Origin of the sequence: Seonamhaeicola maritimus, assembly GCF_008056315.1 — a bacterium.
Taxonomy (GTDB): Bacteria; Bacteroidota; Bacteroidia; order Flavobacteriales; family Flavobacteriaceae; genus Seonamhaeicola; species Seonamhaeicola maritimus.
Genome location: NZ_VRKQ01000016.1, coordinates 24985 through 42928, shown reverse-complemented (window position 1 = coordinate 42928; position 17944 = coordinate 24985). Strand labels below are relative to the sequence as shown.

The following is a 17944-nucleotide window of genomic DNA, read 5'->3' as shown; positions in this document are numbered from 1 at the left end:
TAGTGCATAATTATTCAAAAACTGTATAGGCTTCTACTCCAAACGAAACAGCATCTATTCCTGCTCTTTCTTCTCTAGGAGTTACTCTTACACCAACGGTCTTTTTAAGGATAATCATTAATAAATATGTGACTAAAAATGAAAAACTACCAATCACTAGTACACCTAATGCTTGAGTTGCTAGTAAATCAATGCCACCGCCAAAAAATAGACCACTTTCTGACGCGAAAAGTCCAACGGCTATGGTTCCAAATAATCCATTGATACCATGAACAGCAATCGCTCCTACGGGATCATCAATTTTTATTTTATCGAAAAATAATACAGCAACATCTACTAACACACCTGCTACTAACCCTATAATAATGGCTGAATTAGAATCTACTACATTACAACCAGCTGTTATGGCAACAAGTCCAGCTAATACACCATTTATGGCCATAGTAACATCTATTTGTCCGTATCTAAAATAGGTGTAAAGCATTGTAGAAACGCCGCCAGCGGCCGATGCTAAAAATGTATTTGTAACTACTGTTCCTATTAATTCCCAATTTCCAACTGCTGATAATGTAGAACCTGGGTTAAAACCAAACCATCCAAACCATAATATAAATCCACCAACCGCAGCTAATGGTAAGTTATGACCTGGAATAGGGTTGGATGTACCATCTGGTTGATATTTACCAATACGCGGGCCTAAAACAATGGCAGCAGCCAAAGCAGCAAAACCACCCATGGCGTGTACGGCAGATGAACCGGCAAAGTCGTTAAATCCTCTTACGGCAAGCCAGCCTTCTGGATTCCATACCCAATTAGCCGCCAATGGATACATGATGGCACAAAATACAAAAACAAAAATGGCGTAAGCCCATACTTTCATACGCTCTGCTACAGCTCCAGATACAATGGATATGGCTGCAATGGCAAAACCTAATTGAATGAACCAGAATAATTTGTTTGAAACGGTTAGCCCTAGTCCTAAATCTTCAGTGGTTATGCCAATATCAAAGGCAAACCACCCATTGGAGTTTCCATAGGCAATTCCAAAGCCAACAATGTAAAATGCGAGACCACCAACTGCTATGTCTATCATAACTTTCGCTATAATACTCATGGCGTTTTTGGCTCTAACAAATCCGGCTTCAAGAAGGGCAAAACCACCTTCCATTAAAAAAATAATTGCAGCACAAATGGCTACCCAAACACTATCAATCGCATGAATCATTTCTGCTTGTTCTAGTGCAATAGTTGTTACTTCTTCCATAAAAATATTGAAAATTTTAGTTGGTTTTAAAAGTGAAAAAATCACTGTTTATAAGTTGAAAAGTTGTGAATATAGTAATTTTATATAGTTGAATTTATGGAATTAATATACTTTGATTTGATTTTTGTGATATTCGTAAAGAATATATAATATGACCGATTTGATTTTTATGATTGAGTAATATTGCTGAAAATTTTAAAACATGAGAGTGCTGATTTTTTCTTTTTAAAATAAAAGTAAAGAATAGGTTTGGTAAGTTTTTTGAAAATACTTTTAGGATATTAAAAACAAACCAAATAGAAAATCTGTAAGGATTTTTTGTAATCTGACATGAACTAGGTAATGCACTATAAATGTTGTTGTGCTTTGGTTATTTATTTAATTCTTTTTCAATGGATTCCAATATTTTTTCAATTATTGTTTTCAAAGGTTTATACAATTTTTCATCAAGGTAAATGGAATAAGACTGGAATATAATCGTTTGTTTTAATGCCGCTTATACAATCTTGTATGTTGTTAATCTCTTAATTCGAACATTAAGTCAATTAATTCGGTTGATGGTGGCTCTGTTACCTCATAGGCTGCTGCAATAGACTTAACCAAATCAGACTCTTTGTACTTTTTAAATGATTCCATCGAATCCCATATGTAAACACCTCCAAATTCTCCCGGATTTTTAGTTTTTATATAATACTTCTGTATCAGTCCAGGAAGTGCTCTAAACTGAGGTACACGCTCCTTCGCTCTACGTACCAATTCTTCTTCTGTAAGTTTGGTCTTTAACCTCACAATAAACATAATTGTGCCTTGGTGACTCTTTTTCACTTGTTGTTTCACTTCTTTTTCAGCTAACTTGTAAGAATCAGGTTTGTTGTTGTTTTTACTCATACAGCCAATTAAAGAAATGGGTACGATGATGTAAAGAATGGTGTGCTTAATTAGATTCATATGTGGTTCAAATTAATTGTTAAATATTTGCTTTTAATAGCAGACAACGGTCTCGGTTATGATTTCGTTGTGGAAAAATCCGCAGGATTCTTTCCGCTGTAGACGAAAGTTAGCAAATAAGCGTTGAATTCCTAATCGTAATTCAAGCGCAATGAATTATAGCCATTGTTAGCTACAGTTTTATTTCTAAATTATTATTATTTAAATCTGAATCAGGATACATATTTGTAATTAATTTAACTGATGTTAAGTTTTTAATATCATCAACGTCAATAAATACTAAATCATTACTTTGACTCCAAACATTAGCTGTTCTTTCAATATGTTGTTTGCTTCCATTTTTATAAGTCAGTTGTAATTTAATTGGTAAAGGAAGCCCTCCAATATTGCTAACTATAACTTTCGAATTGTTAAAATCTACTTTCGTTATTTCTAAATCACCATAACCAGTTTTAAAAACCCAAGCATTCCAAAACCAATTAAGATTTTGATCACTAACTGTATTAAAAGTAAACATAAAATCATAAGGCGTGGGATGTTTACCTGCCCATCGATTGATATATGTTTTAAGACATTTCTCAAAAACTTCTTCACCTAACATATTCTCTAAAGTAAAGTACATAAACGCAGGCTTTCTATATGACAATTGTATATGTGATGGTTTGTAAGCAAATAAATAAGAAGGAGTTATAAGAGGAACTTCCCACATATATCCAGCAGACTTATTATATGCCTTTAAATTTCTATTCAACTCTGCATTTTCTTCTTCTTTGTTTTTATAATAAGATTGTATAAACTTTATAGTAAAATAAATAGCCCAACTTTCTTCCATCCAAGAGTATTTAACCTCATTAATACCAGCATAAAAAGGAAAATAAGTGTGTGCCAATTCATGTTGGGTTACATGTGTATTATCAATTTCTCGATAACCCATTCCATTATTGGCTAACATGGGAAACTCTTGACCATCAAATTCTGGTACTCCAATAAACGTGGTAAATCTATTATATGGATATGTTATACCGGGAGAGATATTTGAAGCATATATTAATCCTTTTTCTTGAACCTCTAATAATCTTTTAGCTGGGGTGTTATACTTGGTATCATATACCACGCTAGATATCACTTTTTTACCATTAATAGTTACAGTATTACTTATCCATTTAAAGGTATTACTGACACCAAAAGCAAAATCTTTAACATTAAGTGCTTTATAATGCCATATCTCCTCTCCATCTATTTTTAGTGGAGAATTAGTGCCAGAAATTATGGTTACTTCTTCATTAGATTTCTTGGCTTTATTATATCGTTTTAATTCTTCTTCTGTTAATACTTCTTTTGGATTTAGTAAATCTCCAGTAGCCCAAACATTATAACCACTAGGCACTTTTATCTTTACATCAAAAGACGCAAAATCGGTATTAAATTCTTGTATTCCTAAATACTCAATTCTGTCCCATCCATCTATATCATCATATCGCGCTATTTGAGGATACCAGTACCCAATAAAAGCGCTATTATCATCATACGCTCCAATTCTATTTACGTATATCGATGGCATTTGTGTAGTCCAGTTTAAATTTAAAATAACCGAGCTATGTGGAAGAATAGGATTAGAAAGTTGTATTTCAATATAAGTACTTTGAATTTTAACATTTGGATTGTTATCCATTGAAACGGAAGAATTATCAATTGTTAAATCAGTTATTAGCATTCCATCACTAAGTGTTTCTAATGGTACCCGATTTGCTCTTGGCATCCCTTTTTTATAGTGATTAGGATAAGTCTTTATAATAATTGATGTTAGGCTATCCGGACTATTATTGGTATATGTAATTTTTTCACTACCTCTTATTTTCCATGTTTCAGGTTCTATTTCAGCCGAAATTGTATACGAACTTGAGTTTTGCCAATAATTTTCTCCAGGGTTTCCATTAAGTGCTCTTGTCTTATTTTTATATGCGTTTTGAAATTCAATCGGCATGTATAAACTACTTTGACCATAAATGCTTAAGGATAGTAATGTGAATATGATAGAATGCTTTATTTTCATAATCTAATTGTTAGCAATCGTGTTCGTGTATGATTTGTGCGGAACCGTCCCTAGGATAATTCCGATGAAAACCAATTGTTTGTTTAAAGTTAGGAATTTTATTTGAAGTTAATGAGAAGCATGAATTATACACGTCTTAAGTTTACAATCTCTTAATTTTAGTTTATTAATTATTTTTTAATTCCTTTTCAATTTCCCGATTCATAAATTCAAAGCTTCTAATAATTCTATCTATTAGTCTTAAATCAGAAGTAATATTTTCTAGTCTAAAAGTAACAATATTCCAAAACTCCATATTATCAAATAGGATTTCATAATTTGTTGGTGGTCCTCCAATAACTAGGTTATCTTTATACAGTTCATGAGCCACATGGCTATAATTAATATGCTTATTAAAAAAAGGTTCTATTGTATTAACATATTGTAACTTCTTAATGTCATTATGAATTGGTAAATATTCTTTCATTTTGGAAATAAAATTAAACTCCAACTTAAGAGAATCATTCTCAACTTCGGTCAAGTAATTACTACTAATAAACTCATCTGATACTGGCAATGTAATGTTTAATTCCCAACCCGTAGCTGTTGCGCCTAGCAATTCTTTTAAGGTAAAAATAGAGTCTTTATTATTGGTGTTTAAAATGTTTAATGTGCGTATACTTTTGTTAGCTAAATCTTGAAATGCAACTCTATTACTTTTTTGGGTCTCAATTTCATGTTTTAACTCTTCATTTATCCGCTCATAATAGTTTATAATAGTGCTTTGAGTTTTTCGATTAGTATTCAAGTTGTTAATATACAAAGCTATTAAAATACCTATAACAACAAGAATAATCTCTCCAATGGCATAAAGCAGATACTTGCTAAATTTGTTTTCAGAAAGCAGTTTTTGTCAAATTTTTTAAAGAATTTTATCATTTAAATTCTGGTTAATTTTTCTAAAGATAGCAGTTTCAGTTTATTTGAATAGAATTTGTCAGATAATGAAGGCTAACAGTTTTGTGTATGCTTAGTTGCGTGTTTCAGCAACTAATTTAGTAAACGAAAACGAACATGAGAAAATTCCGAAGGAATTTTCCAAATAAGCACTTGCCAAAGCAATTAATTATACATGTTGTTAGCTGTAGCTCTTTTTTCATTCGTTATTTTATGAATTTTTCAAATGCTGTTCCATTGAATTTATATGCTCCGTTTTCTTGAGTCCCTAGCCAAAGGTCGCCTTTGTTATCTTTGTATATGCTGAATAGAGCAATCTGTTTGGAATTGTCTTGAACGGCATAGTGTGTAATTTTCGTTCCATCATATTTCCAAACACCATCAAGATAGGTTACAAACCACAAATTGTTATTGTTATCTTTTACAGTTGATAAATACTCGTCCAAATTGCTGTCTTTTTTACCATCTAAACCACCTATACTTTGATGTCTTGAGTAAAACTTATTGCTTTTTAATGTTGTGCTGTCATAAACACCATATCGATATTCGGTATTAAACCAAAAGTTGCCATTTTGGTCTTCAGCAATTGAACGTACTCCGTTTGCACCTTCGTTGCGAAATTCGGTTACGTCTTCTTCAGTAATCCAGTCAAACGATTTTCCATTGTACCGACAAACTCCAAGAGGGTTTGTACCAAACCAAATATTCTCTTCTATGTCTTTGTAGATACTGTAAACAGCAAAAGGGTTTGAGAGGTTTGGTGGATTTGGCAACTGCAATTCAAATAAAGTAGTACCATCATAACGATATACTTTCCCTGTATTTCCATAAGAGTATTTAAACCACATATCTGTGGAATCAAGTTTCCAGTTCTCACTGGGAATTGCCTTCAAAGTTGTGAATGTCTTTCCGTTAAACTTTGATATTTCTGAGATTGCGTTTGCGCTGGAAAAATAAATGTTGCCAAATATATCTTCTTTTATTTCATCTATTCTGTTGTTTAGTAAACCGTGTTTTGTTGTGTAATTAACTATTGTTTTTCCATCGTATTTATATATTCCAGTTTCCCAACTACCAAACCAATAATCGTTCTTACTGTCTTGAAAAATTACCATTACGCTATTACCAAGTATTGACACAGTTTCACCCTTAACAATGTTTTCAGTCTTAACTTGTTTGTTTGAGGTCTGTCCATTACAAGATGTCAATAAAACCAATGCGTTGAAAAAAATAAATATGTTCAATTTCACTTTCATCTGTTTAATGATTTTTCGGCTGTCCTTGAGTTACAGCTAACGGCTTCGTATAACCGTCAGTTACAGGTTAATATACGTTATTATTCGATTAAGCACTGACTTTAACAATTCCGTGTGGATTCGGACGTAGTCGAATCCGCTGTAATTGCGATTATACCTTTTTGAGCTTAGTTATTTATTCTTTTTTCAAATAGGATTTTTCTAATTCCAAAGTCAGTATTCCACTGTTTCATTTCTTTGAATCCAAGTTTTTTGTATAACTCAGTAGCAGGTTTGTTTTTAACACCTGTTTCAACAATAAAAAGTTCCGAGTCAAATCTATTGAAAGTAAATTCCATTAATTTTTTTCCTATTCCGCGTCTAAAAAATTTTGGCTTCACGACCAAACTATTGATATCTATGTGTTTGTCAGTCCGTTCAACTTCTATGACTCCTGCTAATTCATTATTTTCAAGGTATCCGTAAAATTCATTATCACTTTCAAGATAACTTTCAAGAGGTCTTTTTAGTGGAGGAAAATCATTTGCGCCCAAAAGCTCTGCTTCGATAGCATATGATAATTGAAAAACAGAATGTATCTGACTTGATATTTTAATGTCGTTATTTTGAAGTTTTTTTATCATCAAACCTTTACGATTTTGATTCTAATTAAGCACAACGGTCTCGGCTATGGGTAGTTGCTTAAAGTACCAAAGTTAGCAAAAAGGCACCGAGTGAGGAATATTCGGAGAATATTCCGATTGGCGCTTACCATCCTCAAGCAATTACTTATAGCCATTGTTGTGCTTTCGTTTTTTTACAACTGACTTACCCATCCTGGTTCAGAGGCCACTGTTAGCATCATTGTCAAAGTCGTTATTATATAGAAACAAGCAATAACAAGATGAACTTTGTGATTTTTACTCCGCAAACCAAAAAATATAGGAATAAGAGAAATTATATGGAAATATTGCTCTGGACCAAAGTAAAATTCGCCAGTCAAAACAATACCATTTAATTGGATATACACTAAAAATGTTAGTATAGCATAAAATAGCTTATGCTTATTTTTATAATAATAGTCTTTCCAAGAGTCAACTTCGTTAGGATTTTCTGGAACTAAAACTGTCGCTATGAAATAGTACAGTGCACCATCAATAAGTAGGAAAATAAATTTATATAATTTCCAGTCTTCTAGATTTCTATGTGCCCAAATTCCCCAAAAGCTAGTTATAATACTAATTAACATAATTACAATAAATAATAGGTGGACTACATATCTACTATTTTTATTTATTGCTGCGGACAATCCGCCTATAAGTCTAATTGCTGCAGTACTATAAACAAATGAAAAGGCAATAGCGATATAGTTAAATAATTCCATTTTAATTATGATTTAGAAAATCGTTCGATTCATAATGAAGTACAACGGTTTGTGTATGAAACGTAGCGTGCAAAAAGACACTAACTTTTCGGATAAACACATAGCCGAATTTTTATATTTTGTTTTTAACTTATTAATCTTAAAAGCCAAATTTAAAAATTTGGTGGTCTTACTAAATAAGCAAAAACCTCTCTGAAAGCCTGTAATAGCTATGTTTTATACACGTTGTTGCCAGTAGTATTTTATTTGCAGACATTTTTTCTTCCAACTTTCACAATTTCTTCAATTCCGAATTTGTCAAATTTCTCAAGTAAATCAGTCGCGCTATTTTGTTTCTTAAACTCAAGTTCTTCTTTGTAAAGAGGAATTAAAGTATAAATATCAATAGTTTTATCGTTTTCAAGTTCAATTTCAGTAAAATCAGCTGATAATTCCATTGAGCTGGCTAACATTACGGAATTAAATCCAATGCCTTCTGCAAGTTCATCATCATCTTCGTGTCCAAAAGTATGTCCAAAACCTAACCAAGTTTTATTTGGATGTGGTAACATCATTAATTCCTTCATTATTCTAATTGGCCAATAATTACGTTCGTCGCTAAAAGACTCATAGTTTAAATTCCATTCTTTTGGTAGCAAAATCATAACTTCTGCAAATTCAGACGATTCTATGTCTTCAGGAACTTTCATTGGTAAAGCACTCATTCCACAGCTCAATAAAATGTGATACGGTCTATCTTCTGTAGCTTTTATAAAAAAAATGTCTCTGTGAATTATTTCAGATTCTATTTCGTCAAATACAACAATGTCTGCATCTTCATCAAAGAATTGGTCTAAATGACTGTCAACAATTTCAACACTATTAGGTACTTTATCGCTCATATTTTTTTCGGCATTTTGGGAATACATAATTGTTGAAACAAAAATCAGAAAGATAGTTTTATAGTTCATTATTTTCATTTGATTTCGGTTTCCTCATATTACTGGCAACGTACAGATAAACACAATTGCGTTTATCTACATTATGTTTATTACTAAAGTTGTACTTTATTTACTCTCTTTAAAGATGAGTCTTACAAGTAATATATTATAAAAATAGGTAAAAAAAATCCCGATAGTAAGCTATCGGGATTTTATCGTTTATAAATTAATATGTATTAAGGCTTTTTCAATTGCTTTTGAATTTTAGCAATAGCATTTTCAATAGATTTTTCAGGTTCTATAATATTATATTCTCCCCAGAATTCTGGGTCTGAAAAACCAGAAGCTTGATCTGACATAATTGTAGATGGACGCAACATTTGGTCTTTAAGTTTGGCAAATTTAGATTCGTGAATTTCCCAATCTGTAACAGCCATTTCGCTATTTAAAGTATAAATACTATTAAATAATTTGCCTTTCCAGTTTACTTTAAAACTTAAAAGAATATTACTGTAGGCATAGTGCCATTTACCATTTTGGATTCTATAATTTACCCTATAGTTAGCCTTAGTAGGATGAACATCAACTTTTCTAGGTTTTTTACGTACAAACATTTGACTAGAAAGTTCTTTGTTTTCAACATTTAAACTATAAACAGCATTTGTTAATGCTAAAGTTGAAGCATCTATATAAAGTTTACCAAAGTACAAGGGATCTCTAATAAAACTACTTTGTTTAAAGTTAACCACATAAACTAGCTTTTTGTTAATATTGGTAGATTCTCCAAAGCTAAATTCGTAATCGTCGATATCTTCTTCAGTAAAAATAAATTCAGGATATTTAACCAAATCTGTATATAAATTACTAAAAGGACCACCTTGAAGTTTTAAAGCAAGGGTGTCAAGTCTATTATAATTTGTGTTTTTTCTTGCCTTCACCAACTCTATATTATCTTTTCTATAATTAGTATAAGGCTGTTTGTGAATCTTAACAACAGCCTCAGATAACGATGCGTTTTTACGTCTTTTCTTTATAGTTTCTCTATAAAAAGCTGTCATTAAAGTGTTATCATTGTTGTATAAAGCACCTTTTTTACGTAAGGTCTCTAGTACCAACTCTTTAGCATTACTTGGTCTAGCAATTAAATTAACAGCATCTAAGGTTGTTATAGCTTGTTTTAAGGTGATTTTTACTTTACCTTTTAAAGACGAAATTTCAATTTCTTTCTTTTCATAACCTAAATGTGAAATAATCACCATGCCATCAATATGATTTGTAGGTACTTTTAAAAGAAATTCACCATCCATATTTGTTACGGTACTTATGTTAGTACCTTTTATTACTAAATCTGTAAATACTAAATGATTTCTAGAGGTTTCATCAACCACAGTTCCTTTAATTTCTATGAAGTTTGATATGTTTTGTGCTATTAAATAATTGGTGCCACAAACAACAAAAAGGCAAACCATCAGTAAGGTCGGGTATAAAGGGAGTTTATTTTTCATGACTAAAATGAGATTTAATTGTTTAAGTGCTAATAAGATACGAAAAAAAGGACAAAAGCCCAGTGAGTTTCTAGGGTTTAACATTTATTTAGTATAACCATTTTTTAGTTAAATTAGTTCAAAAGATGTTGGTCTAGGGGTAGGTTACCGAACTAAGTCTTAACTTATTTTTTAGAAATTCAAAATGTAATAAATGTATCTTTACAATTAAATTTAAGTGCACCTATGTCATTAGACACTATTTCATTTAAAAAAACCGGTTATTTTTCCTCTTTAATTTGTGACTATTTAACCGAAAAACCAGAATTACAAGCTTATTACAATAGGTTTCCCAATATAGATAATTTTAAGTCTCAAATTGAAGAGAAACATCGTTCTCAAATTGTTTTAGATTCGAATAGAAAGATTTTGACATCTGTATTAAATAAACAATATAAAAATGTTGAAGCTTCTGATGTAACACTTGAAAATATTAAAATTCTAAAGGAGAGTAAAACATTTACAATTACTACTGGGCATCAGCTTAACTTGTTTACAGGCCCACTTTACTTTCTTTATAAAATAGTATCTACCATTAATCTTTCAAATGAATTGAAACAAAAATACCCAGATTATAATTTTGTGCCTGTGTATTGGATGGCTACTGAAGATCATGATTTTGATGAAATTAATTATTTCAATTTTAAAGGAAAAAAGATTCAATGGAATAAAGCATCTCAAGGTGCTGTTGGGGAGTTGTCTACAGACGGTTTAAATGACATTTTACAAGTAATAAATGGTGAATTTGGACTAAGTAGAAATGCAGAGACCTTAAAACAATTGTTTGAAAATGCATATGTACAACATAATAACTTAACTGATGCAACGAGATATTTAGCAAATGAACTTTTTAAGGCATACGGATTAGTAATAATTGATGGGAATGATAAAGAATTGAAGCGGTTATTTGTACCTTTTATTGAGAATGAATTAGTGCATCAAACATCATTTAATGAGATATCTAAAACAAATAGCAACCTCTCTCAATCATATAATATTCAAGTTAACCCAAGAGAAATTAATCTTTTTTATTTAAATGAGAATTTACGAGAGCGTATCGTTTTTGAAGATGAGGTTTATAAAGTCTTAAATACTGATATTTCTTGGAGTTTGAGTGAGATACAAAAAGTGCTCTTAGAGCACCCAGAACGGTTTTCTCCTAATGTAGTTATGCGCCCATTGTATCAAGAGGTTATTTTACCAAATCTATGTTATATAGGTGGGGGTGGCGAGCTGGCCTATTGGTTTCAGTTAAAATCGTTTTTTGAAGCGGTTAAAGTGCCGTTTCCTATATTATTATTGAGGAATTCGGCGTTGATTAAGACTAAAAGTCAGTCTAAAAAACTTCAGAATCTAAATATTTCAAAAGAAGATATCTTTTTAAAACGAGATGCCTTTATAAATAAAAAGGTCAGGGAAATATCAAACATTGATATAGACTTTTCTGAACAAAAAAATCATTTAAAGAAACAATTTGAAGGTTTATATTCTTTGGCAGAACAAACCGATAAATCGTTTTTAGGAGCTGTTAAGGCACAGGAAGTTAAACAACTTAAAGGATTAGAAACTTTAGAAAAAAGATTGTTAAAGGCACAAAAGAAAGTTCTGTCAGACCAAGTTTCAAGAATGACAGAACTTCAAAATCAGTTGTTTCCTAATAGTAGTTTGCAAGAACGCAATACTAATTTCTCAGAATTTTATTTGGAATATGGTCAATCACTAATTCCAAAACTTATTGAAAATTTGAAACCGTTAAATGGTGAATTTTCTATACTGACACTATAGAATCTCTCGATGTAAAATAATTGATTTTCACAGTTAAAAGATTCTTATAAATTCAGTCTTTTTATTTAGATAATCATAACTTTGCAAGCGGTTATTTAAAAATTCAGCAATGCATAAAATAGACATAGATTTGGTTGAAATGACTATGGATGTCATGAAATACACCATAGATAGGGTTTCTGCTACCAAAAGTAAGATTGGGAAACCAAAAAAATCTGAAGAGTTAAAAGCATTAGTGGGAGAAACAATTACTTCTGAGGGTGTTGGTGGTGAGTATGCATTTAAATTATGGAGAAAACACCTATCAAAAGCAACTGTTCCAATAGATCATCCAAGACATTTGGCTTTTGTGCCAGCAGCTCCTACAAGGGCTGCTATTATGTTTGATTTGATAACATCGGCATCTAGTATTCATGGTGCATACTGGATGGAAGGTGCTGGAGGTATCTTTTGCGAAAATGAAGCCATGTCATGGATTGTGTCCTTAACAGGGTTGCCCAAGGGTGCTTTTGGTGTATTTACCAGCGGTGGTACAGCGGCTAACTTATCAGCAATAGTTACTGCAAGAGAATTTTGGCGTGAGGATGATGCTTTTAAAGGAGAGAAAGGTTTGATTATCACTTCTATTGGTGCACATTCATCTATTAAAGCAATGGCAAAGGTTGCTGATGTTGATATTTTATTGGTAGATACTGAAGATGTTTTGTATGGTGCGGCATTACAAGAATGTATAGATTTGTTAACAGCCCATCAACGTAAAAGATTGTTTGCTGTTGTAGCTACCGGAGGAACTACTAACGCAGGAATTATTGATGATTTAGATGGTATTGGAGCAATCTGTGAAAAGGAAAACCTTTGGTTTCATGTTGATGCCGCGTATGGAGGTGGTGCTTTAGTGGCAGATTCTGTAAGGCATTTATTTAATGGTATAGAAAGAGCAGATAGTATCACTATAGATCCACACAAATGGATGTTTTCACCATATGACTGTGGCGCGGTGATTTATAAGAACCCTGAATTGGCTAAAAAAGCACATTCTCAAGAAGGTTCTTATTTAGAGATTTTTAAAGATGAAGGTGCGCACGGATTTAATCCAACTGATTATCAAATACAATTGACTAGACGTGTAAGAGGTTTGCCCTTATGGTTTTCATTAGCAACACACGGAACTGATAAATACAAAGAAGCTGTAGAACGTGGTATAGAATTGGCTCAAATAGCTGGTAAGTTGATTAAAGATAAGCCACATGTAGAATTGGTGAGAGACCCAAGTTTGTCTTGTGTGCTATACAGAAGAGTAGGATGGAAGCCAGATGATTACAGGCATTGGACCTATGAGAATCACAGGAAAGGCTTTGCATTGGTAACACCAACAAAATGGAAAACTAGGGATGGTTTTGAAACCGTTTCCCGATTCTGTTTTATCAATCCGGATACCACAGAAAAAGACATTGAAGCTATCTTAGATTCAATGGTTTAAAAATTGTTGAAAAAATAAAGAATCGTAATTCGTCATTATAAAATCAATTGTTACTTTTGCGCATGCAACATGACAAGGTACTTATTTTAGACTTCGGATCGCAATACACTCAACTTATTGCACGTAGAGTTAGGGAACTCAACATTTACTCCGAAATTCATCCATTCAACAAGATTCCATCAAACGTAGAAGAGTATAAGGCTGTTATACTTTCAGGTAGCCCATTCTCAGTTAGAGGAGATGAAGCTTTACATCCTGATTTATCAGATATAAGAGGTAAAAAGCCATTATTGGCAGTTTGCTATGGTGCACAATATTTAGCCCATTTTTCAGGTGGTGAAGTAGCTCCTTCTAATACACGTGAATATGGTCGCGCTAATTTATCTTTTATAAAGGGTAACGAGCCATTTTTTGCTCATATTCATACAGGAAGTCAAGTTTGGATGAGTCATTCAGATACCATCAAACAATTACCAACAAATGGTGTTTTGATTGGAAGTACGCATGATGTAGAGAATGCAGCTTATAGAATTGAAGGCGAAGAAACTTACGCTATTCAGTTTCATCCTGAAGTATATCATTCCACTGATGGAAAACAAATATTAGAAAACTTTTTAGTTAGTATAGCTGGTTTACATCAAGATTGGACACCAGATTCGTTTATTGAAGAAACGGTTGAAGCCATTCAAGAAAAAGTTGGAAATGAGAAAGTAGTGTTAGGTTTGTCAGGTGGTGTAGATTCAACTGTTGCGGCTGTTTTATTAAATAAAGCTATTGGGAAAAACTTGTACTGTATTTTCGTTAATAACGGACTGCTTCGTAAAAACGAATTTCAAAATGTATTGAATCAGTATGAAGGTATGGGGCTTAATGTTAAAGGTGTAGATGCCTCAGGCCGTTTTCTTGATGCTTTAAAAGGTATTGAAGATCCTGAGAAAAAACGTAAAGCAATAGGTAATTCATTCATTGAAGTTTTTGATGATGAAGCCCATAAAATAGAAAATGTTACTTTTTTAGCTCAAGGAACTATATATCCAGACGTTATTGAGAGTGTATCGGCAACTGGTGGTCCTTCAGCAACTATAAAAAGTCATCATAATGTTGGAGGTTTGCCAGATTTTATGAAACTTAAAATAGTGGAGCCATTAAGAGCTATTTTTAAGGATGAGGTTAGAAGGGTAGGCAAAACTTTAGGAATTGACCCTGAGCTTCTTGGTCGCCATCCATTCCCTGGTCCAGGTTTAGGTATTCGTATTTTAGGCGATATTACTGCAGAAAAGGTTCGTATTCTTCAGGAAGTAGATCATATTTTTATCAATGGATTAAAAGAATGGGGATTATATAATGATGTTTGGCAAGCAGGAGCTATGTTATTACCAGTAAACAGTGTTGGAGTTATGGGAGATGAGCGTACTTACGAGAAATGTGTGGCGCTTAGAGCTGTAGAAAGTACAGATGGCATGACTGCAGATTGGGTAAACTTGCCTTACGAGTTTCTTCAAAAAACATCAAACGATATAATAAACAAAGTAAAAGGCGTTAATAGAGTAGTTTATGACATTAGCTCAAAGCCACCAGCAACCATTGAATGGGAGTAGTTCGGTGACTTTGTTAAATAATGCGTGTCAAAATATTATATTAAATAAGTAGGCGTTCCATTATTTTTAAGCTATTTATAATATTTAAGTCATCTTAATATTACAAAGTATCGTATATATTTACGTGAGTTTAAAATTTGGTAAGTTATAAACTGTATCTTTTCTTTTTGGCATACTATATGATTTAAACAATAAAGAAAAGGATGTAGTTGTCATCCTTAACGCAAAAACAAACAAGTAAAAATGACTAAATTCTTTTCCATTTTTTGTTTTCTATGTCTTTTCAGCTTTGGCGTAGTTCAAGCGCAGAATTATAGTACACATAAAGTTAAAAAAGGTGAAACCGTTGAAGGTCTTGCTAAGCGCTATTATGTTACCCCTTTTGATATTTATACTTTAAATCCAGAGGCAAAACAAGGTTTAAAACCAAATACTATTTTAATAATTCCGAAGTCTAAAGTTCAAATTAAGACTACGATTGTTAAAGAGTTACAAGGCTTTAAAACGCACAAAACCAAACGAAAAGAAACACTTTATAGTTTAGCCAAAAAGTATGGAGTTGAGGAGGATGAGATTAAAAAACATAATAAGTTTTTATATGCTAATCCACTGCGAAAAGGTGATAAATTACAAATTCCAATTTTTAAAACAAGTGAGGTTGTAGAAGAGTTTGAAACCAATAAAACCTACATAGTACAATCAAAAGAAGGGAAATGGCGCATTGCTTATAAATTTGGAATAACCATTGCTGAATTAGAAGCATTAAACCCTGAAATGGGTGATGTTTTAAAAGAAGGACAGGAAATAATTGTGCCGAATATTGCTAATGAGATTGAGAAAGTAATAGACGACCAATACAGTTATTATAAAGTTTTGCCTAAAGAAGGTTTTTACCGGTTAAAATTGAAATTGGGTTTAGAACAATCTGAATTAGAAGCCTTAAATCCAGAATTAAAAGAAGGTGGTTTAAAATCAGGGATGATTTTAAAAATACCGTTTAATGAAGCTATTTCAGTAGAGGAAGAAGATAGAATTAGTTTAGTTGATAGTATCTCAGATTATACTACAAAGCATATTGCAATTATGCTTCCTTTTAGGTTAAACAGAGTAGATTATGACTCTATTTCTGGAACAAAAAGAAGCATAAAAAAAGATCCTTATTTAAATACTTCACTTGATTTTCACTCTGGTGTTTTAATGGCTATAGATTCATTAAAAACCTTGGGTGTTTCGCTTAAAGTAGATGTGTATGACACCAAAAACCAAGTGAGTGAAATAGCTCAAATTATTGATGATAATGATTTTGAAAATGTTGATGTTGTAATAGGGCCTTTAACTTCAAAAACCTTTGAAAAGGCAGCTTCAGAATTGAGAAAGTATCATGTTCCCATAGTTTCTCCAATAGGCTCAAAATTAAAACTGTATGATAATGTTTTTCAATCTAGAGCATCCACAGATTTACTAAAAAACAGGGTAATTAACTTTGTGAAAACAGATACCTTGTTGAGTAACATTATTATTATTTCAGACTCAAAACACGCAGCAATTTCAAATAGCTTAAGGCAAGAATTTATTGCTGCAAAACAAGTGTATTCTAGAAAGGATGAAGAAGGTGGAGATAAGTATTTTGTTGGTAGACAAGATATAGAAGATGCTTTAAAGCCAGGTAACAATATTGTGTTTCTTGAAACTAGAGACTCTGGTTTTGCTTCTAACGTTACCAGTATTTTGGCTTCCTTGTTTCTAGAGGAGAATGAAGAAGAAAATATAGAGCAAAGAGATATTGTTTTGGTTACGACTAATTTTAATAAAGCTTTTGAAGGCGATGAGATTTCTAATGAACATTTGTCAAAATTGCAATTTCATTATGCTACAAGTTCTAAAAGTTATTCTGAAAACAATTTGTTTGTGAAGAATTACGAAAATAAATATCATATAACCCCTAACAAAAGTGCTGTTAAAGGTTTCGATTTAACCATGGACGTTGTATTACGTTTAGTATCCTCGGAAGATCTCTACTTATCAGTAAACAATGCCCAAGTTACTGAATATGTAGAAAATAAGTTTGCCTACAAAAAGAAAAATTTTGGAGGTTATTATAACAATATAGCTTATCTAGTGAAGTACCAAGATTTGAGTATTGTGGAAGTAAAACAATAAGAATTTAGAATAACCGTTTAATTTTATCCTTATTTTTGGTTAAGATTAACTTGAATTAAAACCTACTTATTATTTTGATTAGATTAGTCTTTTTATTATGCTGTTTCTTATGTGTCAAGAATGACGAGCCAGTTATTGCTTGGAATGATACTTATAAATTAACATGGTCGGATTTTAAAGGAGAACCAGATATATATTCTAGTGCTGTGGCTACGACAGCTTCTGGAATTACATTTGGGTTTTCAATAAAACAAACTAATGGTAGGGCAGTAAGTTTTAAAACGAATGTAAATGCTCATTTTTATCCAAAAAAATCTTGGTATAAACCAGATAGAGCCAATATTCATGTTTTAAATCATGAGCAACTTCATTTTAATATAACCGAATTGTTTGCTAGAAAGTTTAGGTATAGAATTAGTAAAATTGTAATATCAAAAAGCCTTAAGGAAGAATTACAAAATCTTCATAAAACTATTAATAAGGAACTAGCTATGATGCAGGATAAATATGATGATGAAACCAATCATTCAAGAAGTATCGAATTTCAATCAAAATGGGAAGGGTATATTAAGCTAGAGCTTAAAAAGTATTCAAAATACAAATCAAACTAAACGTTACTCAGAATAAACTTCTTGGT

At 32.0% G+C, this 17944-nt stretch carries 14 protein-coding genes; 5 read left to right on the top strand and 9 right to left on the bottom strand.

Going from position 1 to position 17944, the window contains the following annotated elements:
- Positions 1-10: 10 nt before the first annotated feature.
- The 9 genes from FUA22_RS14160 to FUA22_RS14120 all read right to left on the bottom strand — a co-directional run bounded on the left by FUA22_RS14160 (position 11) and on the right by FUA22_RS14120 (position 10245).
- The gene (locus tag FUA22_RS14160; protein WP_147769254.1) at positions 11-1264 is read right to left on the bottom strand and encodes an ammonium transporter; all 1254 of its coding nucleotides are present in this window, start codon (positions 1262-1264) and stop codon (positions 11-13) included.
- A gap of 516 nt (positions 1265-1780) precedes the next feature.
- Complete coding sequence (locus FUA22_RS14155; RefSeq protein ID WP_147769253.1) at positions 1781-2212, bottom strand: YdhR family protein; 432 nt, start codon at positions 2210-2212, stop codon at positions 1781-1783.
- A 172-nt stretch (positions 2213-2384) separates the two neighbouring features.
- Entirely contained in the window at positions 2385-4265 is a 1881-nt protein-coding gene (locus tag FUA22_RS14150) for a M1 family metallopeptidase (RefSeq protein ID WP_147769252.1), read from the bottom strand.
- Between the two features lie 166 nt (positions 4266-4431).
- Positions 4432-5052 carry a hypothetical protein gene (locus FUA22_RS14145; protein ID WP_147769251.1) on the bottom strand — a complete coding sequence of 207 codons (621 nt, stop codon included), beginning with the start codon at positions 5050-5052 and terminating at the stop codon, positions 4432-4434.
- 355 nt (positions 5053-5407) lie between these two features.
- Positions 5408-6457 (bottom strand): ligand-binding sensor domain-containing protein, encoded by a 1050-nt coding sequence (locus FUA22_RS14140; RefSeq protein ID WP_147769250.1) that lies wholly within the window; start codon positions 6455-6457, stop codon positions 5408-5410.
- Between the two features lie 167 nt (positions 6458-6624).
- Positions 6625-7080 (bottom strand): GNAT family N-acetyltransferase, encoded by a 456-nt coding sequence (locus tag FUA22_RS14135; RefSeq protein WP_147769249.1) that lies wholly within the window; start codon positions 7078-7080, stop codon positions 6625-6627.
- Positions 7081-7253: 173 nt separating this feature from the next.
- Positions 7254-7820, bottom strand: coding sequence for a hypothetical protein (locus tag FUA22_RS14130; protein WP_147769248.1), 567 nt, complete (start codon positions 7818-7820; stop codon positions 7254-7256).
- A 242-nt stretch (positions 7821-8062) separates the two neighbouring features.
- Positions 8063-8701: a suppressor of fused domain protein gene (locus FUA22_RS14125; RefSeq protein WP_170309934.1), complete on the bottom strand. Its 639-nt coding sequence runs from the start codon at positions 8699-8701 to the stop codon at positions 8063-8065.
- 275 nt (positions 8702-8976) lie between these two features.
- A complete protein-coding gene (locus FUA22_RS14120; protein WP_170309933.1) occupies positions 8977-10245 on the bottom strand; it encodes a carboxypeptidase-like regulatory domain-containing protein in 1269 nt (422 codons plus the stop codon).
- A 225-nt stretch (positions 10246-10470) separates the two neighbouring features.
- On the opposite strand from FUA22_RS14120, the gene bshC reads away from it, so the two are divergent.
- From bshC to FUA22_RS14095, 5 genes are all read left to right on the top strand, one after another.
- Complete coding sequence (gene bshC / locus FUA22_RS14115) at positions 10471-12069, top strand: bacillithiol biosynthesis cysteine-adding enzyme BshC (RefSeq protein WP_147769247.1); 1599 nt, start codon at positions 10471-10473, stop codon at positions 12067-12069.
- Between the two features lie 109 nt (positions 12070-12178).
- Positions 12179-13549 carry a pyridoxal phosphate-dependent decarboxylase family protein gene (locus tag FUA22_RS14110; RefSeq protein ID WP_147769246.1) on the top strand — a complete coding sequence of 457 codons (1371 nt, stop codon included), beginning with the start codon at positions 12179-12181 and terminating at the stop codon, positions 13547-13549.
- Positions 13550-13611: 62 nt separating this feature from the next.
- Complete coding sequence (guaA, locus tag FUA22_RS14105) at positions 13612-15147, top strand: glutamine-hydrolyzing GMP synthase (protein ID WP_147769245.1); 1536 nt, start codon at positions 13612-13614, stop codon at positions 15145-15147.
- 243 nt (positions 15148-15390) lie between these two features.
- Positions 15391-17307, top strand: coding sequence for a PBP1 and LysM peptidoglycan-binding domain-containing protein (locus FUA22_RS14100; protein WP_147769244.1), 1917 nt, complete (start codon positions 15391-15393; stop codon positions 17305-17307).
- Positions 17308-17381: 74 nt separating this feature from the next.
- Complete coding sequence (locus FUA22_RS14095; protein WP_147769243.1) at positions 17382-17918, top strand: DUF922 domain-containing protein; 537 nt, start codon at positions 17382-17384, stop codon at positions 17916-17918.
- Positions 17919-17944 lie beyond the last annotated feature (26 nt).

What these genes read in the sequence shown, in the direction of transcription:
- guaA (WP_147769245.1), top strand. Translation starts at nt 13,612, where the DNA reads ATGCAACATGACAAGGTACTTATTTTAGACTTCGGATCGCAATACACT.
- FUA22_RS14160 (WP_147769254.1), bottom strand. Translation starts at nt 1,264, where the DNA reads ATGGAAGAAGTAACAACTATTGCACTAGAACAAGCAGAAATGATTCAT.
- FUA22_RS14100 (WP_147769244.1), top strand. Translation starts at nt 15,391, where the DNA reads ATGACTAAATTCTTTTCCATTTTTTGTTTTCTATGTCTTTTCAGCTTT.
- FUA22_RS14150 (WP_147769252.1), bottom strand. Translation starts at nt 4,265, where the DNA reads ATGAAAATAAAGCATTCTATCATATTCACATTACTATCCTTAAGCATT.
- FUA22_RS14125 (WP_170309934.1), bottom strand. Translation starts at nt 8,701, where the DNA reads ATGAGCGATAAAGTACCTAATAGTGTTGAAATTGTTGACAGTCATTTA.
- FUA22_RS14110 (WP_147769246.1), top strand. Translation starts at nt 12,179, where the DNA reads ATGCATAAAATAGACATAGATTTGGTTGAAATGACTATGGATGTCATG.
- FUA22_RS14120 (WP_170309933.1), bottom strand. Translation starts at nt 10,245, where the DNA reads ATGAAAAATAAACTCCCTTTATACCCGACCTTACTGATGGTTTGCCTT.
- bshC (WP_147769247.1), top strand. Translation starts at nt 10,471, where the DNA reads ATGTCATTAGACACTATTTCATTTAAAAAAACCGGTTATTTTTCCTCT.
- FUA22_RS14140 (WP_147769250.1), bottom strand. Translation starts at nt 6,457, where the DNA reads ATGAAAGTGAAATTGAACATATTTATTTTTTTCAACGCATTGGTTTTA.
- FUA22_RS14130 (WP_147769248.1), bottom strand. Translation starts at nt 7,820, where the DNA reads ATGGAATTATTTAACTATATCGCTATTGCCTTTTCATTTGTTTATAGT.
- FUA22_RS14135 (WP_147769249.1), bottom strand. Translation starts at nt 7,080, where the DNA reads ATGATAAAAAAACTTCAAAATAACGACATTAAAATATCAAGTCAGATA.
- FUA22_RS14155 (WP_147769253.1), bottom strand. Translation starts at nt 2,212, where the DNA reads ATGAATCTAATTAAGCACACCATTCTTTACATCATCGTACCCATTTCT.